Below are 25,544 nucleotides of genomic sequence, written 5' to 3' on the forward strand. Positions count from 1 at the left end.
ACGATGCGGAAAATGACGGGAAGAGCTGCTGGTATCGGAGGGGAGCCGTACGCCTCTTACGGATTCAGGTTCCCGGTAAACGGTATAGGCATAATTGACAGCTATGAGTGAGAATGATAATCTTTTTCATGAATGAAGAATGCGAAGTTTACCGTCGATGCCGGACTTCATCCAACTATAAGTGCTAAGTGCAGGCTCCCTGATCTGCTTCGTGGTCAAAGCGGGCTTTTGGAACAACCTCTATAAGAGCGAAATCGGGTATGGGGAGCGTCGGAGGAAGATGTTTAACAAGAAGCTGTTATATCAGTTTTATTCGTATTACCGTCCCTATAAGGGGCTGTTTGTGCTCGATTTTACATGCGCGGTGTTAGCCGCTTTGCTAGAGCTGGTGTTCCCGCTGGCGCTGAATGTGGTTATCGACGACATGCTGCCGGGCGGGGACTGGATGCAGATTGTATACGGCTGTCTGATATTGCTGGGAATCTTCGTCATCAGCTCGGTCATGCACTATGTGGTCACTTATTACGGTCATAAGCTGGGTATCAACATCGAGACTGATATGCGCAAAAAACTGTTCGATCGGATTCAGCGCCTGTCGTTCCGGTTTTTCGACAATAACAAGACGGGGCATCTGGTCTCGCGCATGACGAACGACCTGATGGATATCGGGGAGATCGCGCATCATGCTCCGGAGGATCTGTTCATTGCCGTGATGACGCTGGCCGGCGCGTTCGGCATTATGGTTGCGATCAACTGGAAGCTGGCGGTGCTTACGTTCATTATCGTACCGCTGATGATTTGGGTTTCTTTGTACTTCTCGCGGAAAATGAACGCCGCCTTCAGCAAAATGTTCAGCGACGTGGCCGATTACAACGCCCGGGTTGAAAACAATGTCAGCGGAATGCGCGTCGTTCAGGCGTTCGCCAACGAGCAATACGAAATTGAGCGTTTCGCCCGCAATAACGAGCAGTTCCGCCAGACGAAGCTGTCGACGTACCGGATCATGGCCTGGCATTCGTCCATCAGTTTTATTATGATGAAATTCGTTTCGCTGTTCGTTATCGTATGCGGCACCTGGTTTGTCATCCAGAAGCAGATGACCTTCGGGGAGTTTATCGCTTTTGTGATGCTGTCGAACGTATTCCTGGGGCCGATCCGTACGATTAACTCGATGATTGAGACCGTTCCGAAAGGACTGGCAGGGTTTCAGCGATACCTGGATCTGCTGGAAACGGAGCCGGACGTACAGGACAAAGGGAGTAAAGAAGCCAAGCTTAACGGAGATATTACGTACGTGAACGTCCGGTTCGGCTACGATTCGGATAAACGGATTTTCGACAACCTGAACCTGAGCATCCGCGCCGGGGAAACGGTCGCGCTGGTCGGTCCTTCGGGCGGAGGCAAAACGACGCTGTGCGGCTTGCTTCCGAGATTTTACGAAGCGGAGGCGGGGGAGATCCGGATTGACGGCATCGACGTCAGGGAGATGACTTTGCGCAGCTTGCGCGAGCAGATCGGCATCGTGCAGCAGGACGTCTTCCTGTTCGATGGTACGATCCGGGAAAATATCGCCTACGGCAAGCTGGATGCCGGCGAGCGGGAGATTCTGGAGGCGGCGGAACGCGCGCAATTAACCGAGCTGATCCGTTCGCTGCCCGAAGGGCTGGATACGATGATCGGGGAGCGCGGCGTGAAGCTGTCCGGCGGGCAAAAGCAGCGTCTGTCGATCGCCCGGATATTCCTGAAAAATCCGCCGATTCTGATCCTGGATGAAGCGACCTCCGCGCTGGATACCGAGACGGAAGCGGCGATTCAGCTGGCGCTGTCCGATCTGTCGCAAGGACGTACGACGCTGGTCATCGCGCATCGGCTCGGAACGATCCGGCATGCCGACCGCATCCTGGTCGTAACGAGGGAAGGAATAGCCGAGGAAGGCACGCACGATGCCCTGCTTGCCAAGGGAGGCGTCTACAGCAGGCTGTATCTCGGGGATGTGTCGGTGGCTCTGTAGCTTGATCGCAAAAAAGGAGGGCTTGCGCCCTCCGACTCCGATGATAGACTCCATCCGGCACTATTGGCCGGAGGGGCATTCCAATACGTTTCAAATTCCGCAAACGCTCGGATTCCCCGGGCGTTTTTGGTTTTCCTACCGCCTTCCCGTATGGAGAAGGCAGCCTTGTCCGGGCGTCTGTTCAGCCAACTACTTGGCCGCCTTGCGCCGGTATTCCGTATAGATAATTTCACCCGTATCGAGCTTGTTCAGCTCGTCCTGCGTCCAGCCGCTCAGCTTGTTGTTGCCTTGCACGCCGGTAACCTTGATCTTGTACTTCGACTCCAAGTATTGATGCAAAGCGGGCATATCGGCTTCCTTCAGCTCCTTGAGCTTTTTCTTGCCGTGGATTTGACCGAGAATGACCCCGATCGACTCGGCGGCAAGGCCCGTATTTGGCTGAATCCGCGCGCTGCCGAACGCGATTGCGGACGCTCCGACGTTTTTGCCCGCCATAATGACGTTGTCGTATTTCTTGAGCAAAAAGCTTCGGAGCGGCATGCCGTACTTGTCCGGACGACCCATCTCGTTGCCCCATTTGTTGACGCTCGTTCCTTGCAGATCGAGCGGATAACCGGCGATACTGACGTTGTCCCAGAACATTTTGGCCCCGAGCATGTCCGACGGCTTCAGCACGTAATCCGTCTCGTAGTGGTTATATTCGCGTATGTACAAATAATCCGGGAATCCGTTCAGCTCCGCCTTCTCCCAACCGACTATCGATTTGCGGAAATGGTTCAGGATGAGCGGGATTTCTTTGCGGCCGAGCTCGAGTCCTTCTTCGACCGATTTCGGGTCCGACGGATCGATCGTGTAGATCAGAAACGCATTGATCAGCACTTCGCCGTCGCGCTGATTAACCGCGTTCAGCCCTCGGAGGAACACTCTGTCGTTCGTCGCTTTGTAAGCGTCGGTCATCCCTTGAAGCCCGATGGCAAAGCTTTCGTTTACGTAACCGGTGCCGTATTTGCTTTTGCGTTCGGCGGCGGATAAGCCGTTAAAGTGAGTATTAAACGTTTTCCAGTCGACGTTTTTGAACTTCATCATCATGCCGGCGCTCATGTACTCGACCTTCTCGGGGTGTCCGTAAAACACTTCAAGACCCGGCATCCGGGTAGCGTCGAGCTTCGAGACGAGGGCGGCGAAGTCGGTGTTCTCCACCCAATAGGCGGCCTCGACCCGTTTGGTCTCGCCATCCTTCGTTTTGTAATCGACCGAGGTGACGGAGCCGTCGGCCGTGCCGACCCCCGGCGCGGATTTGACGCTGGCGATCGTAATGCCCGACTCGATCGGAAGGCCCGCCATCAGTTCTTCAAAGTAACGGACGTATTCATCCTTTTTGCGTATTTTCGCGCTTTTGAAGCCGTCGAACAGCTTCTTGATTCTTCCTTGCACAAGGCTGCGGCCCTGATCGTCCTTCGTTTCGTCGAGAAACAGCATTTCCGCCTCCAGCACTTGCCCCCCGACTTTCTCCTGGGGATCGAGCACTTTGACGTTTAATCCTTCGTCCGCCGCGGCGCGGGCCAAATATAATCCTTCCAGCTCGGAGCCGAATACGACGATGTCGACTTTCTCGACCGGTACGACCGGTTCGGGAGGCGGAGCCGGTTTTTGTCCGGTTACCGGGGTGCCCGTATTGTCACCGGGAGAAGCGGGCTGTTCGATCAGGGAGGTATCGCCTCCCGCAAGGTCGGTGGCGCCTTTTTTCCCGTATGCGGCCCATAAAGCGACAGCCAGCACAAGCAGGATCAGAACGGATACGACTGTAATTGTGGTGCGGTTCAAACGCATGATGAACTCCTTTCTCTACTTGCGATTTCTGTTACAAGTCTATCATTTTTTAACTCACCCCCACAAACCATTTTGGCCCGCCGAATGGATTTATCAGTACCGGGAACCCTTCGCGAAGGTTCGGGACCCAGGAGCAGGCTGCACCGGATAAGATGTTCTCGCTGCCATCACAGGAGATCTTATTGGCTGCGGCTTGCGCCTTGGGTTACGTGACAGCAAGAAACCGCTTGACCAACTTAACGACTCTGGGGAGGAAAAAAATTATGAAGCGAGTTTTTAAAAAAGCTGTTATTACAACGATGACTTTTGCGATGGTTGTTGGCGGGGCATCTTCGGCTTTTGCGGACAAAGGAAAAGATAAAGACAAAGACGACGATCGCCGCAGCAGCTGGACTACACCTGGTAATAAAGGCTGGAACGCTGGTAACGGAAATAACGGCTGGAACGATAAAAATAAAAGCAACTCCATTCATATCGGCGGCGACGTCAACATCTTCGTTAACTTTAACGATATGGAAGGCGTGGAATGGGCGGTTCAGCATATAGCGAGCCTGGCGTCGAAGCGGGTATTCGAGGGGTATGAGGACGGAACGTTTAAGCCGAACAACCACATCACCCGCATCGAAGCGATCACGGCGGCTGTCCGTCTGATGGGGCTTCGCGATCAGGCCGAATCGGCTGCCGAGAAGAGCACCAGCCTGAACTTTAAAGATGCGGACAAATTGGCGAAGCAATATCCGTGGGCGATCGGATACGTGTCGCTTGCGGTCAAGAACGACCTGTTCACCGAGCTGGAGACGTCTGTACAGCCGGAGAAAACGGCAGACCGCCTGTGGGCGACGACGCTGCTCGTCAAAGCGCTGAAGCTGGACGGGGAAGCCAAGGCCAAAATGAATACAAAGCTTACCTTCAAGGACGCCGACAAAATTCCGGCCGGTTCCGTAGGTTACGTAGCGGTTGCCGTCGAAAAAGGATTGGTCAACGGGTTCGAGAACAATACGTTCCGTCCGAACGATCCGGTAACACGCGCCCAGCTGGCCGCATTGCTTGACCGGACAGGCGAGCAGATGCCGGGACAGGAGAAGGACGTCGTGTCGGGTCAAGTAACGGCGATTAACGGCAACGTCCTGACCGTGCTGAAGGGCGGCGTTTCGACCGCTGTGGGCCTCGATCCTAACGCTTTCGTCTTCCGCGACGGCGTACGCGCTCCGATCGCTGCAATTCAAGTAGGCGATGAAGTCCGTGCGAAAGTGATCAACGGCATCGGGATTTATTTGGAAGTGACCAAATCGACGACGACGAATCCGGTTGTAGATTTCACCGTCAGCGGCCGCTTGTACTCGCTCGAGTGGAACAGCGGCAAGATTAGCAGAATCGTCATAAATACGGCGGCATCCGGTTCGGATACACCGACTCTGAGCTACTACAATGTAGATCCGAACTACTCGGTGATCGGCAATGCGGCACTGCTTACCTATGATCGCAACATCGTGGTCAAAGGCCGCAATCAAGTTGTAGCTTCGATTGAAATTAAATAATAGAGTGCTTCCTTTGCTTCCTGATTCTGAATAAATATAGCGAAAAGGGCCGTCAGGCCGGGCGTTCATCGTCCGGTTGGCGGCCTTTCATCGTAAGAGCTATACACATCGGTATTCAGCCCGGAGTGGCCATCTACTTTCTAAGCCGATACACGGCTTCCAATCCTGCGAGCGTCGTGGCCAAATAACGTTTTGTTTGGACCTATCCGTTTTCAATAGTTCTTCTTGTTAATATGAGAAATTGGAGTATCCTCTTCTGTGTTTGGGACGGGGAGCACTCCTTTTTTGTATGCCAAAATATCAAGTAACCACAATGTTTTTAACTATGAAATGGAGTTTTCATATAAGCATGAATGCGGGGAAACGTGCTACGTGCCTATCCGAATCAACCTAGACAAATCATAAGGCTAACTAGACAAATTGTTCTTTTTATAACAAAACTATGTCAAAAATTGATCTTGGTTTGATGGTACGATGACAAATCAGATTTATTCTAGAGACAAGCACTTAAGCGGGTTCGACGGTTTAATGACCCGAGCTCAAAGTGGAAAGGAGGCTTTAACCCTTAACTGAATGAATAACAAGTTTCTGGAGATAAGCGAAAGCATGTCTAGACTCATCGGGGAGGACGGGTACGCCGACGGCAAGAAACTGCCCAGCGAGAAGGAATTGGCCGAAACGTACGGAGTGAGCCGTGAAACCATCCGCAAAGCGCTCAAGCATTTGACCCAGTTGGGAAGGGTGTATAGTATACGAGGTTCCGGTCATTACGTTAGACATTGGGTCCCGCAAATGGAGAGCACTCTGAACCGGCTTACCAGCATTACCGAGTTGATTAAGCAATCTCAGTTGGTTGAAGGAGAGATGGAGGTTCATTTCTTCAAGCGCGTACCTACTAAGGATGAGGCGGAACTGCTGCAGATTCATCCGCTTGATCCGGTGTTTGTTGTGGACCGGATTCGGACGGCCGGGGGCGAGCCGCTCATATTCAATCAAAATGTGCTTCCGCAAAGTGTCGTCGGGGAAGATTTTCCGCTCCGTTATGAAAAAGGCTCTCTGCTCAACTGTCTTCGCACCAGATATCGCATCGACATTGCGGAAGCGATGACCGAAGTATTGGCGGTCAGAGCGGAGGATCTTCTTCCGTACCGGCTGAAAGAAACCGGCGCCCCATTGCTGAAATTCAAGCAGGTGCATTATGACGCCAAAGCGTTACCTATTTTTCTGTCTTATGATATTATGCGCAACGATGTTATTCGTTTTTTTATACGCCGAGTTATGTAAGAAAGTCATTTATAAAATAATCAATTCCCAGAGGTGGATACAGGAATGAAGAAGCGAACTTCTATTTGGGCTGCCGTATGTATTTTGATGCTGTTGGTGGCTGCTTGTTCCAAAGCGGAGCCGTCCGGTACAGCAGCGGAGAAGGGGGAGGGAGGAGTCGAGATCGTTACCATAGAGGTGATGACACGCGACGCTTCCGCTCCAACCCGGGTAACCAACTTTGTCGAAGCCGCAGAAAGCTTGAACAAGAAGCTGGAGGAAGAAGGATCGAAGCAGCGCGTTAAAGTCGAACAAATTGTGAAATCGATGGGAGAAGAGGAGTTCGACCAACATTTCATCTTTGCTTCCAAATCGGGAAACACAGCTGATATTTATGCGACCGGATATTCAAAAGTCGGCTGGATGGCCGATGGAGACTATTTGTTGCCGCTCGAGGGGATCGATCAGCAAAAAGTATTTGAAAACTTGATGCCCGGTTATTGGGATGCAGTGAAATGGGACAACCGGATTTGGGGTGTTATTCAAGATACGGAAGCACGGCCTATCTTTTTCAATAAGAATGTATTGAAGAAACTCGGCTGGACGGATGATCAGATCAAATCGCTTCCGCAAAAAGCGGAAAATGGCGAGTTTACGCTGGCCGAAATGGCTGAATTGGCCCAAAAAGCTGTCGATCAGAAAGCGACAGGCGGCGGTCTGCTGCTGACGGCGGGGGGCAAGGATCTGCCGATCATTTTCCTCAATCATGGTACCGAAGTGTATGATGCGCAGGCGGGAAAATACGTGCTCGACAAAGCCGGATTGACGGATACCTTTACGTTTTTGTCCAAGGCGGTAAACAACGGTACCATGGAACGGTCGTTCCTGTCCACCGGGAAGGACGACATGCTCAAGGCTATGATCAACGATGATGTATTGTTTTTGCAGGCAGGCATCTGGGACGAGGCAAAGTGGCGGACGCGCGGTATGCATAACAAGCTGGGTAATGTCACCTCCGAATATGTCATGGACAATATCGGCGTCATGGTGATGCCGACGGCGAAAAAGGGGATGAAGCCGGTCACCGTGTCCAATCCGTGGGTTTACGTAGTTCCGAAAAAAACGAAACATCCCGAATTGGTCACCCGGCTGCTGGTGGAAGTCAGTTCGCCGAAGCTTCAAGCTGAGCATGGCGTGCAAACGTCGCATATCCCGTTTACGAAGGAAGGTCAGGAGTACGATACGGTGAAGCAAAATGCATGGCTCAATTATGTCGGATATTTGACCAGCTATTCCCGGTTCATGCCGAATCATCCGGATCAGCCGAAGTTCGAAAAAATATTGAAGGATGCGACGCAAAACATCGTAAACGGAGACATGTCACCGGAGCAGGCTGTTTCCTGGATGGAAAAGCAGATGAAGCTGAACCTTGGCGATGCGTTCAAGTAAGGAATCGGGGTTCGCTCCAACAAAAGGCAAGCGAGGTGCTTTGGAATTGGAAGACTCAGCAAAGATGAGCCAAATCCCCGGAAAGAAAGAAACACGCTGGCGTAAATTCAGGGAAAATACCGTATTCGGTATGATGCTTTCGCCCTTCATGTTTAATCAATACGTACTGTTTACTATAACCGCCATGATGGTTGTGCTCATTTCCTTTACTTCGATGGACTCGGCGCTTCGCTGGGAGTTTAACGGTCTGATCAATTTCCAGAAAGCGCTGCTTGATCCTGCAATCGGGCTGATTGTCCTCAATACCGTGTTATTTGTTGCTGTAACGCTGTTCATTAAGGTGGTGTGGGGGCTGATTATCGCTCTCACCACCACTTATTACATCCGTTCGGAACGTTTAGGCACCTTTTTTCGGATGATTTGGCTGCTGCCCCGGGTATCACCGGGAGTTGTTGAGGCGCTGTTGTGGACGTGGATTTTCAGTTCCAGCTCCTACGGAATTCTGAACACGCTCATGTTTCATCTTTACGGTTGGGAAGCGGTGGATTGGCTGGACCGTTATCCGCTGCTGATTAATATCGCCCTGTCCGGCGTTATGGGTTCGTCATTGTCGATGGTTGTATTCTCATCGGCCATTCAGTCCATTGACAAATCGTATTTTTATGTGGCCAAGGTAGACGGGGCGAATGAAATGACCATTCTGAGAAAATTAATCATTCCTTTTCTCAAATGGCCGCTCACCTTCATCCTAATTTGGCAGGGGCTCTCTCTGTTTACCAGCTATGAATCGATTCTTCTGCTCACTGACGGCGGACCGATGCATCGGTCGGAAACCTGGGCTCTGTATGCTTTTCACACCGCGTTTTTTACGCTTGATTTCGGCTACGGCTCGGCGATCTCGCTGTTCATTTTGCCGATTGTCATTTTGGTGATGGTCATTTCATATCGGCTGTTCGGGTTCAGCAAGCTTATGAAATCAGTTTGACAGCCTTTTTTCATAAGCCTATTGCGAAAGGAAGAGGTTTCGTGGAAATGAAAATGATGCAGGCGGAAATGGGACAACGGGACGAAAACCGCCGCAAAGCCGATCACGGGAGTTGGATCAACCGCAGACGAAAATGGCTGCAGTCCATGCCGAACGTGTTCTCGATTGCACTCATGGCGGCCGGTTCGCTGCCTCTGATGGCTATTTATGTCTGGATGGTGCTGGTCTCTTTCAGCGACTCTGGTCTGATACCTAAAAATCTGACGCTTGAGAACTGGAGTTTTTTATGGTCTGAACTGAACATTGACGGCTATATCTATCCAAGCGTTTGGACGATCTTTCTGAATACGCTCTTTATTGCGACAGGTACATCCATTTTTGAGGTTTTGTTTGCTTTGCTTGCGGGTTATGTCATTTCGCAGACCCGCTTCCCGGGCAGGACGATTTTACTCCAATCCACCCTGCTGACGCATGCCTTCCCCGCTATTACAGGACTGATCGCGGCATTTTATATTTTAAATACAGTCGGACTGCTCAATACGCTTACAGGCATTATGATCTTGAAGGTTCTGGGCGGTATTCCGATGTCGACTTGGATTATTAAAGGCTTCTTCGATGAAGTGCCCAGAGAATTGACATGGGCCTCGCAAGCGGACGGATGCGGACGTCTGAAAACATTTATGACCGTCTTCCTCCCTCATATCTGGCCGGGCGTTGCGGCGATCTCGTTATTCGCCTTTTTGAGCGGATGGGGCGAGTATGTCATGATATCGGTGTTTCTGTTCGATGACAGCATCAGTACGTTGTCGGTTGTCATCAAGTCGCTGTACAACGAGACATCTTCCGCAAGCTACGGTCAGGTTATGGCATTGGCCACATTTTATATGCTGCCGTGTGTGGTGCTCTATTTCTTCTCGCAGAAGGCGTTAATGAGAATGAAGCTGTAAATCGGGCGACAGAGGTTGCCCAAATCGGGAACGGAGGTGTTTGTCGTGCGTGTCCAAATCGAGCATTTGTATAAATCATTTGAAGAGAGTAAGGCGGCCGTGCACGATTTCAATTTGCGGGCCGAGGATGGGGAGTTCGTGACAATGCTTGGCCCAAGCGGCTGCGGAAAAAGTACGACGATGTTGATGATCGCGGGCATTCATGAAGTGTCCAAGGGCAGCATTTATTTTGACGATGATCTGATGAATTATGTGCACCCGAAAGACCGGAATATCGGAATGGTGTTTCAAAATCCGGCCTTGTACCCGAATATGAATGTGCTTCAAAATATATCGTTTCCGCTTCGCAACCTTAAAGTTCCGAAAAAAGAGGCGGAACAACGGGCCAAAGATGCCGCTGAAATCGTTCAGATGTCCGATTTTCTGAAGCGAAAGCCGCGACAATTGTCTGGCGGACAGCAGCAGCGTGTGGCGCTCGCGCGAGCGCTGGTGAAGCGGCCGAGGCTGCTTCTGCTCGACGAACCGCTGTCCAGCCTGGACGCACGTCTGCGGATGAGCTTGCGGGAAGAAATTCGCCGCATTCAAAAGAGTCTGGGGATTACAACCATAATGGTGACACACGACCAGGAGGAAGCAATGTCCATGTCCGACCGGATTGCTGTGATGAATAACGGCGTGCTGCAGCAGTTTGGAACACCGGACGAGTTATATAATAACCCGGTCAACTGGTTCGTCGCACAGTTTCTGGGCATGCCGGCGATGAACAGGCTGGAGTGTCACTGGGAACGTCCCGGCTGCAGCATTCGTGTTGCGGGAACGCCGGATGTGCTTACCCTCCCTGCGGAGCTGGCGGTGAGCGGGAACATCGTCGCTAACCAGCGGTTGCTGCTTGGATTTCGTCCTCATCAGGCAAAACTTGGAAGCGATGGAAAGGGAGGGGCCAAGCCATCCCTAGGCGCAAAAATAAGCATGATTGAATTTACGGGCCGGGAAAAGCTGCTTCATCTTGTCGCGGGAGAGCAGGAGATCAAGATGTATGCCGATCTGTCCGATGCGGTCAGCGAAGGGGACGAAGTCCGGCTGGAAGTAGCTCATTTCCGTTATTTATTCGATGCCGAATCCGAGCAAAATCTGATGGTAAAGGAAGATACTCATGAAGCCCTCGCCATTCAGGAGGAAGGACGGATGGCGGTTGCGCGGTAAATGGATCATCGCGGATTTAGACGGAACACTGCTCAATTCAAGACAGCGGATTGGCGATAGTACGGTGCGGCGCATCGAGCTCTTTCGTCAGAACGGCGGAGATATTACGATTGCGACAGGGCGCACGCTGATTAGCGCGAAGCCGTATATTGAGCAATTAAAAATTACGATGCCGGTCATTTTGTTTAACGGAGCCAAGATATACGATCCCTTGCAAAAAGTATATTGGGAGGAGCACTTTCTGCCGCTGCCGTATACGGAAATGATTATGAATCTGTACAGTATGACGAGCGTACGTTTTGGCCTGGATCTTCTGGTTTTTGTGAATGAACGCATTTTTACGCCGGAGATGACAGATCGAATCAGTCAAATCAGCTTAAAAGACGGCGTACATGTAGAGCAACTGCCGTATACGAGCATATGCGGCGATTGGAAGCGGATCAACAAAATGATGTTTCTGGGCGGACATCAACAAATTGAGCAATTTAGAAATTACTGCAAGCGGGTGTTTCTCGATCTAGAGCCTGGTGAGCTGAATTCAGTTATATCGGAGCCTGGTATGCTTGAAGTGCTGCCGCCGGGCATCAACAAGGGAACGGCATGCCGCCGGCTGCTTGAAATGACTGAAGGGACGGAAGAGCGGCTTGTTACGGTCGGCGACGGCTTGAACGATATGGAGATGGTTTCAGCATTTCACGGCATTGCAATGAATAATGCTCATCCGGATTTGAAAAAATCGGCAAGCTGGGTCACATTGCGAAACAATGACGAAGATGCGCTGCTTGAAGTGATCGATGCAATTGAACAAACCAAACGGGTTGAACCGTGATCTGAGGAGGAATAAATATGTCCACAACGATTCAAGCTATGATGCCGCATGCTTCGCAGTTTCCAAGCACCTGCCCGCGTTATCCGAATGTCTGGTTTTATGTCAACACCACGCTCTGTCCTTCCTACGGAGCCGCAAGAGATCTTGTCATGCGGGAGCTGGAGACATGCATCGATATGGCCAATGACTTTGGTTATAGCCACAATGCCGAAGGCTGCGACGCATTCGCAAGGAGAAGAGGGCTGCAGCCAATCCATCTGGGAGAAGACGGAGCTCGCAGCCATGATCATTGTGTCCATTTGCGGTTTTATTATGAAGCGTTGAAGTCCTGCCAGCTCGTTGAATTAGACGGGATCCAATATTATCAGTATGCCGCGAGCGTTCACTATGAGGTCGATCGTCCGCGCCCGCTTCATCCCTATGTGGACGAGTGCCCGCATTGCGGCTGTACGGGAGAGTACGCTTCCTACCAGGGAGCTGTAACTTCCGTCAAGAATGAGCGCGTTCATGACCCGCTTGGAGCTGAAATTGTCGTAAATGGCACGATTCGGGGGGAGAAAATTGTCGCCTTCAACGGCGTCAGTTCCCTGCAGGAACGGTATAAGATGCGCATCGAACAGTTTCGGCCCGAACGCGAAGATATGAATACGGCCGTTGTTGCCGCGGTCTTTCTGGAAGACAGGCGGTGAGTGTAATGGAGCATGAGAAGAAGCTGCGTTTTCGCGAGGACGGCACGTTTAAAATTGTACAGTTTACTGATTTGCATTGGCATAACGGTGACGAGAAGGACCAGAGCACCTTGCAGTTAACAGAAAAGATCATTGCGAAGGAGCAGCCTGATCTGGTCGTTTATACCGGCGATGTCATTGGAAGCATGCAGAGCGTTCATCCGCCGGTCTCTTTTCTGCAGGCTACGGAAGCGCCTGAACGGCTCGGGGTCCCGTGGACTGTCGTATTCGGCAACCACGACGCCGATAAGAAGGATTTTGATAAGGAAGAGCTGATGGAGGCCGTTCTGACGCGCCAACATTGTTTTGCCAAAGCAGGGCCGTCGGAACTTCACGGTTTGGGCAATCATGCCCTTACTGTGACAGCTAGGGACGGCAGTGCGGGAGGGGCGCTGTTCATGCTCGATTCCGGGCAGTATGACGGCGACGATTATGAGTGGATCCATACCGATCAAATTCAGTGGTATGTGAAGACATCCGAGGCGATGCGGCATCGTTGGGGCCGGACGATTCCTGCGCTTGCTTTCTTCCATATCCCGCTTCCCGAGTACGATACCGTATGGGAGACGGGGAACTGTGTTGGCCGGAAGGGGGAGAAGGTTTGCTCTCCCAAGCTTAATTCGGGTTTTTTCACAGCGATGGTGGAGCAAGGGGACGTAATGGCTACGTTTGTCGGACACGATCATGTCAACGATTACTGCGGCGAATATCGCAGGATTCGGCTTTGCTACGGCTTAAAAACCGGCTATAACGGTTATCCCCACAACGATCCCGCTTTCAAACGCGGAGGACGGGTCATCGTCCTGCATGAAAATGAACGTCGCTTCGATACTTGGCTTCATCATGAAGACCATAACATCTCGCAGGTTCTTATGACGGGCTCGAACCTTTAGGATAAAAAAAGCAGGCGTTCCTTTGTATGCGGGGCGTCTGTTTTTTATTCGTAAGCACAATCTATCCTTCCTCGGATCGTGGAGATATTTTCATTACACAGCGCCTTCACAATCAGCAATCTGTATGAGACAACGAGCTGTTTGACATTGAACATTTCGCTGTTTCATGCTATTCTCTAACTGGTTTTCTTTTAAATCCTGTCAGGATCGGGGAGTAGTGGATATGAGCGGAGGGATACCGTCTCCATTTTACATTCAAAATACAAGCGATAATACGCTGCTCGGCGACATCTTGTTCCCATTCGCCTATGACGAGCTGCTCTGTCAAAAAATCGGCGAAGGCGCGCCTGCATTCGTGCACATCTGGAGGCACGAGAAGGCGGTTGTGCTGGGTTTGCGCGACCGCAGATTGCCGCATGTGGAACAAGCGATGGAATGGCTCAGGCTGCATGGCTACCAGGTAGGTGTGCGAAATTCGGGTGGAGCGGCCGTATCGCTCGATCCGGGTATCGTCAATCTGTCCATCGTCATGCCGAATCCGGGCGGCAAGCTGGAGTTCAAGGAAGACTTCGAGCTGATGTACTCGCTCATCCGTGAAAGCTTCCGCAAGCTCGGTCTGGATGCCGATAAGGGCGAAGTGCGTGGCTCCTATTGTCCGGGCGAGTACGACGTCAGCGTCAACGGACGCAAGCTGTGCGGCATCTCGCAGCGGCGCCAGACGAAGGCGTTTATCGTGAATGCGTTCGTAGCCGCCGAAGGGCATGCCGTGCGGCGCGGCGAATTGATCCGCTCCTTCTATGAGCTTGCGACCGGAGGCAACCTAGAGAAGGACGTGCCGGTCGTAGAACCGGAAACGATGGCCACCCTGGCCGAACTGGGCGGTTACGGCGTCACCGGGAAAACGTTCGTCCAAGCGCTCGTGCAGACGCTGCAGGAATGGGGCGGGACGATCGGCCGTCATCCGGACAAGCCTTCGATGCAGGAGCTGGAACGGATGGCCGGACTGCTGCGCAGCCGTTACGACAGCCGGGAGCCTGCGGAATAAGGGACGGATGAGCCAGGTGCCGAGTGTGCCGGGTGCCGGGTATGGCGTCTGAGCGGCTGAAGGACGGGGCGCCGCCCCTATTCGCGCGATGCGATACTGCGAAATCGCCTTAAGCAGCGTCTCCCGATGGCGGAAGTTTCGGCTGATGCGGCTGGGTGCCCCAGTATACCCCCATCGTCGTGAAGTGCATTCGCCAGACACAAGGTGTATGTCAAAGAAGGACTGTCCCAAACCATGTCGCATCACATGAGGGAACGTGCTGACCCGCAAACGAAAAGGACCTCAAATTCCGCCATAAAGTGGAAGCTGAGGTCCTTTTTCTCAAGAAAAATCAGTAACCAGGAGCTTGCAAAATCGCATAAAAAACTTTGGAGACAGTCATCCGATTTGCCTTACCCAGCCAATTTACTTGGCAGCCTGCACGGCATTTGCGCTTTGCATATACTCCTCGAGGGTGATTCCTTTATCGGCAATATCCTTGGCGATCTTCGTGCCCACGTAACGGAGATGCCACGGTTCGTACTGATAGCCGGTGATGCTCTCCTTGCCTTTCGGATAACGGATGATAAAACCGTGTTCGGCCGCGTTTTTGGCCAGCCACTTCGCTTCCTTCGTATCGGCGAAACAGTCGGAGGCGGCGCATTTGCCGTCGCTGCCGGATATGTCCATCGCAAGACCGGTCTGGTGCTCGCTGTGTCCGGGGACGGCGCTGTATTTGCGAGCGGCTTCCTCGCCGTCCTTTTTCACGTAGTTGTCGAACAGCGTCTTCTGCGTCGCCTGGGTCCGGAAGCCGGATACGCCGGCCAGGGAGATCGAGTCCTTCTTCGCGGCGGCGACGAGCTTCTCCAGCGCTCCTGCCGCTTCCTTGCGCATCAATCGCTTATCGCTTTTCTCCTTGAAGATAAACGGGATGTCCGGTTCGACCAGATCGGTCGGTTTGTAATTGTCCGGCAACCGGTACGTCTTGTTGACGAGCACCGCGACATCCGCCGGCTTCGCGACGACCTGAACTGCTTTGGGATCGCCGTTGCCGGCGGAGCTTTTGTCTCCTGCGGCGTTATTCCCGCCAGGTTTATCTGTACCAGTACCTGTGCCCGTTCCGGTCCCGTTGCCGGTTGACGGCGCAGGGTCCGTAGTTTTGGGCGGATTCGGGGAGCCGGTTAATTCGGGCACCTTTGGACTCTGGGTCGGATTCGGGTCCGTGCCCGCGCCGCCCGGCGCCGCAACGGCAGGTTTATCCGATCCGGCGGTGCCCTCCGGAGGAGCGGCCTGTTTGTCGCCGCAAGCCGCGACAATGAATACTAGGCCGGTCAGCAGCAGAGCGGCCGTGGTTTTGGAACGTTTTCGCTTCATGATCGGTTGCTTTCCTCCAATGCGTATAATCGGTGTCGGTGTTGCACATAAAAATAGACGTTGCTATACCGCAGGATGTTTCATGTTTGCAGTGCCGCAGAAATGACAAGTTTTGAGCAGGAAGGAAATTATCCGAAGAAACGGGTTAGTGCTCCGGGCAGCTCTTTTTGCCAAAAGCCCCAAATATGCTTGCCGTCCTTCTCTTCGTAGACCAGCTTGGTCCCCTTCGCTTCCAGTATCGTCCGGGTTAACCGGTTTTCGTTCAGGAAGTCGAACGTGCCCGAAGACGTTTCGACGGCGGTCTCCTGCAGGCCGATTAGCATGTACAACTCCAGCCATGACAAGTCGCTTTCGGCGGCGAGACGGCTGCGGGTGCTTTCCAGGAAAGCGCCGGACAGCGACAGCACCCGGTTGAACAGCTCCGGATAATCCAGGGCGAGATGGAGCGATACCGTGCCGCCCAGCGAATCACCTGCGATGACGCGGTCCGCCCGCTCCCGTCTTGCAGGATAACGCTCTTCGATATAAGGAACGAGCTCCTCCGCGAAAAAGCGGCAGTACGCCTCGAACCGGGAGCCGTTCGGGGAATATTCATCGGTACGAACCCGTTTGTCCACATCGACGCCAACGACGAGCGCGGGCTCCAGCCCTTCGTCCAGGATGAGCCGAGTGATGGTCGTCGCGGTCCGGCCGAAGTTGAAGAAGTCCTCGCCGTCCTGGCAATACAGCACCGGGTAAGACATCAGTTCATTGTAGCCCGGGGGCATGTATATTTTGACGCTTCTGGCTTCCGGCAAAAAAGCGGAGCGTACTTCTTCCTTTACGATCGTGCGTTTGGTGTAACGGTCATCGTTCATTGCGGCATGTTCCTTTCCGATTGAAAATGGTTCGTTAAGTGTAAACTAATTGGAGATACGGCTGCCGCCGAAAACGACTGGCCGCAATCCAATCATTATAACAGCGAGGGGCGGAATAGAAAAAGTTTTGATCGAATGCTATAGATTTTTGTCGAACTGTACTATATAATGGTGGTACTCTGTTACATACGAGTTTCCGCTAAAATCAAGTGGTTTCAGGCTTGAAAAGCTGACATTGTTATGAAACAGGGTGCTCAATATACTATAACAGTTTGCTGTTCTGTATAACCCAATACTTAAAACCATTTCAGAGGTGAAAGCGATGAGCAAGCCATTGTCCGAAGTTCGGATCGACGAGATCCAGCCGCTCTCGATCCTGTCTCCGAACGGCGAGATCGTGAACCCGGAAGCCGCTCCGAATTTGTCCGACGATCAATTGAAAGAACTGATGCGCCGCATGGTATTTACCCGCACGTGGGACCAGCGCGCCGTATCGCTCAGCCGTCAAGGCAGGCTCGGATTTTTCGCGCCGGTATCCGGTCAGGAAGCGTCCATGATCGGGAGCGAATTTGCGCTCGACAAAGAAGATTGGGTATGCCCGGGCTACCGCGATATGCCGCAGCTCGTCTGGCACGGTCTTCCGCTCTACCAGGCATTCCTTTATTCCCGCGGACATCAGCATGGCGGACAAATTCCGGAAGGCGTCAATGTGCTGCTCCCGCAAATCATTATCGGGGCTCAGATCGTACAAGCTCCCGGCATTGCGATGGGTCTTAAGCGCCGCGGCAAGCAAAACGTAGCGATCGCTTATACGGGCGATGGCGGCAGCTCCCAGGGCGACTTCTACGAAGGAATGAACTTCGCGGGAGCGTTTAAGCTTCCTTGTATTTTCTTCGTCCAAAACAACGGTTATGCGATCTCGACCCCGCGCGCGAAACAAACGATGGCTGCTACGATCGCCCAAAAATCGGTCGCTGCCGGGATTCGCGGCGTACAAATCGACGGTATGGACGTGCTTGCCGTATACAAAGCCGTATCCGAAGCTCGCCAGCATGCGCTCGAAGGTGTACCGACTCTGATAGAAGCGATTACGTACCGGTTCGGCCCGCACTCGATGTCCGGCGACGATCCGTCCAAATATAGAACGAAAGAAGAATCCGGCGACTGGGAAACACGCGATCCGCTCGTCCGTTTCCGCACGTACTTGACAGCGAAAGGGCTGTGGAGCGAAGAGGAAGAGAACAAAGTGATCGAAGAAGCGAAGGAGCACGTCAACGCGCAAATCAAAAAGGCGGAAGAGACGGAGAAAATGACGATTCCGGGCCTGATTGATTCGATGTTCGAAACGACGCCGGCGCATCTGGAAGAGCAAAAAGCTTGGTTTGCGGGCAAGGGGGGCAAGTAAGCGATGGCACAGTTAACGATGGTTCAAGCGATTAATGAAGCAATGAAGCTGGAGCTTCAGCGTGATCCGAACGTTATGATATTCGGCGAAGACGTCGGTCATGTCGGCGGCGTGTTCCGAGCTACAGAAGGACTTCAGAAAGAATTCGGCGAAGAACGCGTATTCGATACGCCGCTGGCCGAGTCCGGTATCGGCGGTTTGGCGGTTGGTCTTTGCGTGCAAGGGTTCCGCCCGATTATGGAAGTACAGTTTATCGGCTTCGTCTTTGAAGTGATGGACTCGATCGTAGCGCAAGCGGCTCGTCTGCGCTGGCGGTCCGGGGGAAGCTACACGGCTCCGATGGTTATCCGGACTCCGTTCGGCGGCGGCGTAAAAGCGGCTGAGCTGCACACGGACAGCCTCGAAGGTATGCTCGTGCAAACTCCGGGGATCAAGGTGGTTATCCCTTCGAACCCGTACGATGCCAAAGGACTGCTGATCTCCGCAATCCGTGACAACGACCCGGTCTTCTTCATGGAACATCTGAAGCTGTACCGTGCGTTCCGCGCGGAAGTACCGGAAGGCGAGTATACCGTGCCGATCGGCAAAGCGAATATCGTCCGCGAAGGAAAAGACGTGACGATCCTCACTTACGGCGCGATGGTTCACACTTCGATGAAAGCCGCCGAAGAGATCGAGAAGTCGCAAGGCGTGTCCGTCGAAGTCATCGACCTGCGTACGCTTATGCCGCTTGATATCGAAACGATCGTGGAATCGGTCAAGAAGACGAACCGTGCGATCGTCGTACAAGAAGCCCAGAAGACAGCCGGAATCGCTGCCGAAGTGATCGCTCAAGTGAACGAAAAAGCGATCCTGCATCTGGAAGCTCCAGTCCTCCGCGTAGCGGCTCCGGATACGGTATACGCGTTCGGACAAGTCGAAGACGAATGGCTGCCTACGCCAGCTCGGATTATCGAAGGAATTAATCAAGTATTGAACTTCTAAATAAATGAGTTCACTGGCTGCCCATCCGGCACCGGCTTTCAAGTGAAGCTGCAGGACGTTTCTTCAAAAATGGCACAAACGCAGCTTGACCGGACGGAGCGATACGGAACCGAACCGAATGGCGGGGGCCGGCAGGCAGTATGGCAGTGATGCGGAAATAAGAGCTTGTGGAAGCTCTTATTTCTGTAAAAACAGCGTTGGATGAAATAAAGGCTGTTCAAGGCTCTTATTTCGCTGGAATCGTCCGCAAAGGAACGAACTTGTTGAAATAACGGCCTTAAACATCTCTTATTTCGGTAATGAAGCAGGTTTGACCGTGAATAGAAGCTGCAAAAGACCGTTATTTTCGAAGGAACCCGGTTGCCGTCCTGCTGCATGAACTAAACAACCAGGCTCAGGCGGCACTTTGGGATAAGGATAGATAAGGGTAACGAAATAACGCTTCAGACATCCCAGCATACGTAGCATACCAGCAACCAACAACCAGCTACCCAAGCAACGCCTGCACGATATGCTCCGCTTGGTCGGACCCGGCAACCGAGAGTTGCGGGACGACGAAAGCAGGTGAGCACGAGGTTTGACGAGTCGTATCCACTTTATCTTGCATAAGCAAAACGCCCAGGAGGTAATACTATGGCGATCTGGCAATTCCGGCTCCCCGAGCTCGGCGAAGGTCTTCATGAAGGCGAGATCGTCAAATGGCACGTAAAGCCAGGCGACGAGATTAAAGAAGATCAAATCATTATGGACGTTCAAAACGACAAGGCTGTCGTTGAAGTACCTTCTCCGGTTACCGGCAAAATTGTCGAGCTGAAGGTAAAAGAAGGAACGGTATCGCACGTAGGCGATCCGCTCGCCGTTATCGACGTCGTCGGCGAAATTCCGCCGGAGTCGATTCATCACGGCGGAGGCGAGGCTGCGGCATCCGAGACTGGCGGTGGCCAGGCGGCTCCTGCTGCGGCACCGGCACCGGCGGCGCAACCTGCTGCTGCGGCACCTGCAGCAGCGCCTGCTCCTGCAGAGCAAGCGAAGCCGGCGGAAGCGGCTGAGCAGGCCGCAGCATCCGGCCAAGTGCTGGCAACGCCGAGCGTGCGCAAGTTTGCCCGCGAGAAAGGCGTCAACCTGGCGTCCATTAAAGGAACGGGCCGCAACGGCCAAGTGACCAAGGACGACGTGCTCGCTTTCGAGGCGAACGGCGGACAAGCGGCATCAGCTCCTGCAGAATCGGCTCAAGGCGAAGGCGCTCCGGCAGCGCAAGCAGGCGGCTCCGCAGCTGTCGCACCGACAGGAGATCGCGTCGAAGAGCGCGTACCGCTGAAAGGCATCCGCAAGGCGATCGCGAGTGCGATGGTTAAATCGGTATACACCGCTCCGCACGTTACGATTATGGACGAAGTGGATGTAACGGCATTGGTCGAGCTGCGTCAGAAGGCAAAACCGCTGGCCGAGAAAAAAGGCGTCAAGCTGACCTATCTGCCGTTCATCGTCAAGGCGCTCGTAGCCGCTGTGAAGCAGTATCCGGCGCTTAACGCTTCGATCGACGACGAGAAGAGCGAAATTGTCTATAAAAAGTACTACAACATCGGGATCGCTACCGATACCGACAACGGCTTGATCGTACCGGTCGTGGCGGACGCCGACCGCAAAAACGTATGGCAGGTAGCCAACGAGATTCGCGATCTCGCATCCCGCGGCCGCGAAGGCAAGCTGCAGTCGCACGAGATGAGAGGCAGCACGATCTCGATCACGAATATCGGATCGGCAGGCGGCATGTTCTTTACTCCGGTTATCAATTATCCGGAAGTGGCGATTCTCGGCACCGGCCGGATCTCCGAGAAGCCGGTCGTCCGCGACGGGCAGATCGTCATCGGCAACCTTATGGCGCTGTCCCTGAGCTTCGACCACCGTCTGATCGACGGCGCGACCGCTCAGAATGCAATGAACTACATCAAGTCCCTGCTCGAAGATCCGCAATTAATGGTTATGGAGGTGTAAGCGCATGGTAGTCGGAACGCTTACTGTAGATGTTGACGTGCTGGTTATCGGTTCCGGCCCGGGCGGTTACGTAGCAGCCATCCGAGCGGCACAATTGGGCAAATCGGTCATATGCGTGGACAAAGCCGAAATCGGCGGCGTCTGCCTCAACCGCGGCTGTATCCCTTCGAAAGCGTTGATTTCCGCGGCTCACCGCTACGAGTCGGCGCTGCAAGGGTCCGAATACGGCATTAACGTCGGCGACGTAAAAGTCGATTGGGCGAAGGTGCAGGAATGGAAAAACGGCATCGTCAAAAAGCAAAGCGGCGGAGTCGGTTCCTTGCTGAAAGGCAACAAAGTGCAATTTGTAACCGGCGAAGCGTTTTTCGTCAGCGATTCGGTTGTCAGTGTCGCTACCGAAAGCGACTCGACGCAATATAAGTTCAACAACTGCATTATCGCGACAGGTTCCCGTCCGGTCGAGCTGAAAGCTTTCCCGTTCGGCAAACGGATTATGTCCTCGACGGAAGCTCTGAACCTCAGCGAAATTCCGAACAGCCTGATCGTTATCGGCGGCGGCTATATCGGGATCGAGCTCGGTCAGACGTTCGCCAAGCTCGGCACGAAAGTCACCGTACTGGAAGGCTCGGATACGATCCTGCCGGGCTTCGAGAAGGAGCTGTCCCGTTATGTGGGACGCAGCCTGAAGAAGTCGAACGTGGATGTCGTGAACGAGGCGCTCGCCAAAGAAGCGAAGCAGACGGACTCGGACGTAACGGTTACGTATACGGTTGGCGGCGAAGAGAAGCAGGTTACGGCAGATTACGTTCTCGTAACGGTGGGCCGAACGCCGAATACCGACGAGCTCGGCTTGCAGGCGATCGGCGTGAAGATGAGCGACCGCGGCATTATCGAGGTGGACAGCCAGGGCCGTACGAGCGTTCCTTCGATCTTCGCGATCGGCGACGTCGTGCCGGGTCCGGCGCTGGCTCACAAAGCGAGCTACGAAGCGAAAGTGGCAGCGGAAGCGATCGCCGGACAGGCGAGCGCAGTCGACTACAAAGCGATTCCTGCAGTCGTCTTCTCCGAGCCGGAGATCGCCAGCGTAGGCCTCAGCGAAACCGAAGCGAAAGAGAAAGGCGTCAACGTCTTCTCCGGACGCTTCAGCTACGGCGCGAACGGACGCGCGCAATCGATCGGCGCTAACGAAGGCTTCGTCAAGCTGGTCGGCGACAAAGATACGGGGCTCTTGATCGGCGCTCAAATCGTGGGCGCGGAAGCGTCGAACCTGATTGCCGAGCTGGCGCTCGCCATCGAGATGGGCGCCACGATCGAAGACATCTCGCTGACGATTCACGCTCACCCGACGCTGGGCGAGATCGTGATGGATGCTTCGGAGGGCGCGCTTGGCCATCCGATCCATATGATCGTGAAGTAAAGCCATACAGCAGCACATGTTGCAAGGCGCTCTGTCCTTATGGGGATGGGGCGTCTTTTTGTTTTTCTCGTAAAACCCGGAAAACAAGCCTGTGCGTTGAAGGAAAAAAGACATGCGTTCGCGAATGTAGTAGTCCATAAGAACTATACATAGGAGAGGGAGAACACGATGAGACTCATAACCAGGTCGGATTTTGACGGACTCGTATGCGCCATGCTGTTCCGGAAGCTCGGAATGATCGACGGGATGAAGTTCGTCCATCCGAAAGATATGCAGGACGGCTTGATCGAGGTCAACGAGAACGATATTTTGGCAAATGTGCCTTATGTGCCAGGTTGCGGGTTGTGGTTCGACCACCATTCCAGCGAGCTGAAGCGCAACGGACAGGACATCGTATATCAGGGGGAAACCCGTATCGCTCCGAGCGCGGCCCGCGTCGTTTACGATTATTACGGAGGCCGCGAGAAGTTCGGGCCGGAGCTTGACGATATTATGGAGGGCGTGGACAAGGCCGACTCCGCCCAATTCAGCAAGGAGGACATCTTGAACCCGTGCGGCTGGGATTTGCTCTCCTTCCTTATGGACGCCCGTACCGGCCTCGGCCGTTACCGCGATTACCGGATCAGCAACTACCAGCTGATGGAGGATCTGGTCGAGCATTGCATGACGAAGACGGTCGACGAAGTGATGCAGCTCCCCGACGTTCAGGAGCGCGTGAAGCGGTATTTCGAGCTGGACGCCCCGTATCGGGCGATGCTCGCCGCTCATACGCGCACGGAAGGGAATGTGATCATCACCGATCTGCGCGGTGTAGAGACCATATATCCGGGCAACCGTTTCATGATTTATGCGCTTTATCCGGAGCAGAACATCTCGATCTGGATCGTCGACGGCAAAAATAAGCAAAACTGCGTCTTTGCCTGCGGCCACAGCATCGTAAACCGCGGGGCGAAGACCGACGTCGGATCGCTGATGCTGACCTATGGCGGCGGAGGGCATGCGGCTGCGGGGACTTGTCAAGTCGAGTACGCTAAGGCGGATGCGGTGCTCGAACAGCTCGTTGCGGCGATGAACCGGGACGGGTAGGAGCAGTAAAAAGACGGGTAGGGTAACGGGAGAGTAAAGAGTCGGAGCTCACCAAACCACGGTTGTGGGGCGGCGGGCTCTTTTGTTTCTTTGATGAGCGGCTTCCGGCTGACGAAGAGGGCTGGGGAACGGATACTTGTGGAAGCTGCCGGCACGGCCAACCGCCTGTTTGGACGAGGACTTGTAACCGGAGCCGCAACCGCACATAATGGAAGGAAACCTATTGGACCTGGGTTACCCAACATCAACGAAAAGAGGCGTTTACCTGGATATGATAGAGCGGAGATCTATAACAACCGTAACGGCCGAGTCGGTTCTGCAGAGCGATGTCGAACGGCTGACCGGAATCGAGTTCGCCTGTACCTGCGGCCGGACGCACCGCGTCGAGATCGAACGGCTTATTCTCGAGCAAGGGGCGCTGCGCAAAGTCCCGGATACGATCCGTCAAATGGGGCTCGGCACGAAGGCGCTTCTGATTGCCGATCCGGCTTCCTTCGCCGCAGCGGGCGAAAAGCTGGCCGGACAATTGGGCGGAAGCGGATTTGACGTTACGCTTTGCGTATTTCCGGAGGACCAGCTGTATGCCGATGAGACCGCACTGGTACGGGCGTTGATCGAGCTTGAGAAGGACACGGAATTTATGATCGCCGTCGGGTCGGGCACGATTAACGACATTGCCAGATTCGTCAGCTGCAAAGCCGGAATTCCGTATCTGGTCGTCGCCACGGCGCCTTCAATGGACGGATACGCCTCGACCGGGTCGCCGATTCTGGTGAACGGATACAAGAAAACGTATAGCTTGCAATCTCCGCTGGCGATCATCGGCGATTTGGACGTGATCCGGTGCGCGCCCCCGGCGATGATCGCGGCCGGAGTCGGGGACATGGCGGCGAAAATAACCGCTCTGTGCGACTGGCTGCTGGCCGCGGTCGTCGAGGAAGAGCATTACTGCGAAGTGACGGCGGAATTAATGACTCGCGCCTTGACCAACGTGGCGACCGAGGTGACCGCGATTCGCACCAGCGGGGTGCCGGGGATCAAGAAACTGATGGAAGGGCTTGTCCTGTCGGGCATCGCCATGCAGATGATCGGCAATTCCCGCCCGGCCTCGGGTGCGGAGCATCATATCTCCCACTACTGGGAGATGCTTCACTTTGCCGCCGGTCACCGCCCGGAGCTGCACGGGATCAAGGTAGGCGCCGCCACGCCGCTGATCGCCCGGCTGTACGCCGAGCTTCTGGAAGCGGATATGGGCGAGTGGAACATGACTGAAAAGGCCGCGGCCCAAATCGCCGAGTGGGAAACGAACCTGCGGCGCTGTTACGGTCCTCTGGCCGAGGATATGATCGCTGAGAACCGCAGCCTGCTTCTGAGCCAGCCGGAGTTGGACGTCCGCATGAACAGGCTTGTCCGGGGCTGGCCGGAGCTGAAGCCGAAGCTTCGGGCGATGCTCGGACTCGTGCCCGATCTCAAAGCGCTGCTTCGCGATGCCGGCGCCCCTGCGGAGCCCCGCGAGATAGGAGTTACCCGGCAGGAGTTGTCCGACGCGCTGCGGGTTGCCAAGGAAGTGCGCAGCCGGTATACGGTGCTCCAGCTGGCAGACCAGTTGGGCTTGCTGGAGAGGTTCGCGGAAGAACGGACGCGGGATTCGTTTGCTCCATAGATGCAGCACGAACGTATGTAGTATCGCCGCACCGCTGCCCGGAATCCACAAAAAAGCGGCTCC

General features: G+C 53.9%; 20 protein-coding genes. 17 read left to right on the forward strand and 3 right to left on the reverse strand.

The features are described 5' to 3' along the window. Positions 1–295: 295 nt before the first annotated feature. Positions 296–2,011 (forward strand): ABC transporter ATP-binding protein, encoded by a 1,716-nt coding sequence (locus PV433_RS13655; RefSeq protein ID WP_332072721.1) that lies wholly within the window; start codon positions 296–298, stop codon positions 2,009–2,011. A 189-nt stretch (positions 2,012–2,200) separates the two neighbouring features. Here the strand turns inward: PV433_RS13655 and PV433_RS13660 are convergent, their stop codons facing one another. Next, positions 2,201–3,841: an FAD-dependent oxidoreductase gene (locus PV433_RS13660; RefSeq protein ID WP_332072646.1), complete on the reverse strand. Its 1,641-nt coding sequence runs from the start codon at positions 3,839–3,841 to the stop codon at positions 2,201–2,203. A 263-nt stretch (positions 3,842–4,104) separates the two neighbouring features. Between PV433_RS13660 and PV433_RS13665 the strand changes: the two genes are divergently transcribed. The 10 genes from PV433_RS13665 to PV433_RS13710 all read left to right on the forward strand — a co-directional run bounded on the left by PV433_RS13665 (position 4,105) and on the right by PV433_RS13710 (position 14,721). Continuing rightward, positions 4,105–5,379, forward strand: coding sequence for an S-layer homology domain-containing protein (locus PV433_RS13665; RefSeq protein WP_332072647.1), 1,275 nt, complete (start codon positions 4,105–4,107; stop codon positions 5,377–5,379). Positions 5,380–5,985: 606 nt separating this feature from the next. After that, positions 5,986–6,663: a GntR family transcriptional regulator gene (locus tag PV433_RS13670; protein WP_190932002.1), complete on the forward strand. Its 678-nt coding sequence runs from the start codon at positions 5,986–5,988 to the stop codon at positions 6,661–6,663. Positions 6,664–6,708: 45 nt separating this feature from the next. Beyond that, on the forward strand, positions 6,709–8,091 hold the full coding sequence (locus PV433_RS13675; RefSeq protein WP_332072648.1) for an ABC transporter substrate-binding protein: 1,383 nt from the start codon (positions 6,709–6,711) through the stop codon (positions 8,089–8,091). Next, on the forward strand, positions 8,078–9,076 hold the full coding sequence (locus PV433_RS13680; protein ID WP_223837171.1) for a carbohydrate ABC transporter permease: 999 nt from the start codon (positions 8,078–8,080) through the stop codon (positions 9,074–9,076). Before PV433_RS13675 ends, PV433_RS13680 begins: the two co-directional genes overlap by 14 nt. Positions 9,077–9,123: 47 nt before the next feature. Beyond that, entirely contained in the window at positions 9,124–10,023 is a 900-nt protein-coding gene (locus PV433_RS13685) for a carbohydrate ABC transporter permease (protein ID WP_223837170.1), read from the forward strand. A 45-nt stretch (positions 10,024–10,068) separates the two neighbouring features. Then, positions 10,069–11,226, forward strand: a complete 1,158-nt coding sequence (locus tag PV433_RS13690) for an ABC transporter ATP-binding protein (protein ID WP_332072649.1) — start codon at positions 10,069–10,071, stop codon at positions 11,224–11,226. Continuing rightward, positions 11,216–12,055, forward strand: a complete 840-nt coding sequence (locus tag PV433_RS13695) for an HAD family hydrolase (protein ID WP_332072650.1) — start codon at positions 11,216–11,218, stop codon at positions 12,053–12,055. Before PV433_RS13690 ends, PV433_RS13695 begins: the two co-directional genes overlap by 11 nt. Before the next feature lie 17 nt (positions 12,056–12,072). Then, positions 12,073–12,744: a hypothetical protein gene (locus PV433_RS13700; RefSeq protein ID WP_190931997.1), complete on the forward strand. Its 672-nt coding sequence runs from the start codon at positions 12,073–12,075 to the stop codon at positions 12,742–12,744. Positions 12,745–12,749: 5 nt separating this feature from the next. Further along, entirely contained in the window at positions 12,750–13,676 is a 927-nt protein-coding gene (locus PV433_RS13705; protein ID WP_190931996.1) for a metallophosphoesterase family protein, read from the forward strand. 223 nt (positions 13,677–13,899) lie between these two features. Further along, positions 13,900–14,721: a lipoate--protein ligase family protein gene (locus PV433_RS13710; RefSeq protein WP_332072651.1), complete on the forward strand. Its 822-nt coding sequence runs from the start codon at positions 13,900–13,902 to the stop codon at positions 14,719–14,721. Between the two features lie 405 nt (positions 14,722–15,126). On the opposite strand, the gene PV433_RS13715 is transcribed toward PV433_RS13710, so the two are convergent. After that, positions 15,127–16,074, reverse strand: a complete 948-nt coding sequence (locus PV433_RS13715) for a M15 family metallopeptidase (protein ID WP_332072652.1) — start codon at positions 16,072–16,074, stop codon at positions 15,127–15,129. A gap of 128 nt (positions 16,075–16,202) precedes the next feature. Then, positions 16,203–16,931 (reverse strand): alpha/beta hydrolase, encoded by a 729-nt coding sequence (locus tag PV433_RS13720; protein WP_332072653.1) that lies wholly within the window; start codon positions 16,929–16,931, stop codon positions 16,203–16,205. Between the two features lie 322 nt (positions 16,932–17,253). On the opposite strand from PV433_RS13720, the gene pdhA reads away from it, so the two are divergent. From pdhA to PV433_RS13750, 6 genes are all read left to right on the forward strand, one after another. Beyond that, positions 17,254–18,336 (forward strand): pyruvate dehydrogenase (acetyl-transferring) E1 component subunit alpha, encoded by a 1,083-nt coding sequence (gene pdhA / locus PV433_RS13725; RefSeq protein ID WP_190931991.1) that lies wholly within the window; start codon positions 17,254–17,256, stop codon positions 18,334–18,336. A gap of 3 nt (positions 18,337–18,339) precedes the next feature. Further along, positions 18,340–19,320, forward strand: a complete 981-nt coding sequence (locus PV433_RS13730; RefSeq protein WP_190931990.1) for an alpha-ketoacid dehydrogenase subunit beta — start codon at positions 18,340–18,342, stop codon at positions 19,318–19,320. Positions 19,321–19,953: 633 nt separating this feature from the next. Further along, positions 19,954–21,315, forward strand: coding sequence for a dihydrolipoamide acetyltransferase family protein (locus PV433_RS13735; RefSeq protein WP_332072654.1), 1,362 nt, complete (start codon positions 19,954–19,956; stop codon positions 21,313–21,315). Between the two features lie 4 nt (positions 21,316–21,319). After that, positions 21,320–22,732: a dihydrolipoyl dehydrogenase gene (lpdA, locus tag PV433_RS13740; protein ID WP_332072655.1), complete on the forward strand. Its 1,413-nt coding sequence runs from the start codon at positions 21,320–21,322 to the stop codon at positions 22,730–22,732. A 168-nt stretch (positions 22,733–22,900) separates the two neighbouring features. Then, complete coding sequence (locus PV433_RS13745; protein ID WP_332072656.1) at positions 22,901–23,818, forward strand: exopolyphosphatase; 918 nt, start codon at positions 22,901–22,903, stop codon at positions 23,816–23,818. A 271-nt stretch (positions 23,819–24,089) separates the two neighbouring features. Beyond that, the gene (locus tag PV433_RS13750; RefSeq protein WP_332072657.1) at positions 24,090–25,481 is read left to right on the forward strand and encodes a sn-glycerol-1-phosphate dehydrogenase; all 1,392 of its coding nucleotides are present in this window, start codon (positions 24,090–24,092) and stop codon (positions 25,479–25,481) included. Positions 25,482–25,544: the final 63 nt, after the last annotated feature.

The sequence above is a fragment of the Paenibacillus sp. GYB004 genome, from assembly GCF_036577605.1.
GTDB lineage: Bacteria > Bacillota > Bacilli > Paenibacillales > NBRC-103111 > Paenibacillus_AB > Paenibacillus_AB oceani.

What these genes read in the sequence shown, in the direction of transcription:
- PV433_RS13675 (WP_332072648.1), top strand. Translation starts at nt 6,709, where the DNA reads ATGAAGAAGCGAACTTCTATTTGGGCTGCCGTATGTATTTTGATGCTG.
- PV433_RS13735 (WP_332072654.1), top strand. Translation starts at nt 19,954, where the DNA reads ATGGCGATCTGGCAATTCCGGCTCCCCGAGCTCGGCGAAGGTCTTCAT.
- PV433_RS13685 (WP_223837170.1), top strand. Translation starts at nt 9,124, where the DNA reads ATGAAAATGATGCAGGCGGAAATGGGACAACGGGACGAAAACCGCCGC.
- PV433_RS13670 (WP_190932002.1), top strand. Translation starts at nt 5,986, where the DNA reads ATGTCTAGACTCATCGGGGAGGACGGGTACGCCGACGGCAAGAAACTG.
- PV433_RS13730 (WP_190931990.1), top strand. Translation starts at nt 18,340, where the DNA reads ATGGCACAGTTAACGATGGTTCAAGCGATTAATGAAGCAATGAAGCTG.
- lpdA (WP_332072655.1), top strand. Translation starts at nt 21,320, where the DNA reads ATGGTAGTCGGAACGCTTACTGTAGATGTTGACGTGCTGGTTATCGGT.
- pdhA (WP_190931991.1), top strand. Translation starts at nt 17,254, where the DNA reads ATGAGCAAGCCATTGTCCGAAGTTCGGATCGACGAGATCCAGCCGCTC.
- PV433_RS13745 (WP_332072656.1), top strand. Translation starts at nt 22,901, where the DNA reads ATGAGACTCATAACCAGGTCGGATTTTGACGGACTCGTATGCGCCATG.
- PV433_RS13660 (WP_332072646.1), bottom strand. Translation starts at nt 3,841, where the DNA reads ATGCGTTTGAACCGCACCACAATTACAGTCGTATCCGTTCTGATCCTG.
- PV433_RS13720 (WP_332072653.1), bottom strand. Translation starts at nt 16,931, where the DNA reads ATGAACGATGACCGTTACACCAAACGCACGATCGTAAAGGAAGAAGTA.
- PV433_RS13750 (WP_332072657.1), top strand. Translation starts at nt 24,090, where the DNA reads ATGATAGAGCGGAGATCTATAACAACCGTAACGGCCGAGTCGGTTCTG.
- PV433_RS13705 (WP_190931996.1), top strand. Translation starts at nt 12,750, where the DNA reads ATGGAGCATGAGAAGAAGCTGCGTTTTCGCGAGGACGGCACGTTTAAA.
- PV433_RS13700 (WP_190931997.1), top strand. Translation starts at nt 12,073, where the DNA reads ATGTCCACAACGATTCAAGCTATGATGCCGCATGCTTCGCAGTTTCCA.
- PV433_RS13665 (WP_332072647.1), top strand. Translation starts at nt 4,105, where the DNA reads ATGAAGCGAGTTTTTAAAAAAGCTGTTATTACAACGATGACTTTTGCG.
- PV433_RS13715 (WP_332072652.1), bottom strand. Translation starts at nt 16,074, where the DNA reads ATGAAGCGAAAACGTTCCAAAACCACGGCCGCTCTGCTGCTGACCGGC.
- PV433_RS13680 (WP_223837171.1), top strand. Translation starts at nt 8,078, where the DNA reads ATGCGTTCAAGTAAGGAATCGGGGTTCGCTCCAACAAAAGGCAAGCGA.
- PV433_RS13710 (WP_332072651.1), top strand. Translation starts at nt 13,900, where the DNA reads ATGAGCGGAGGGATACCGTCTCCATTTTACATTCAAAATACAAGCGAT.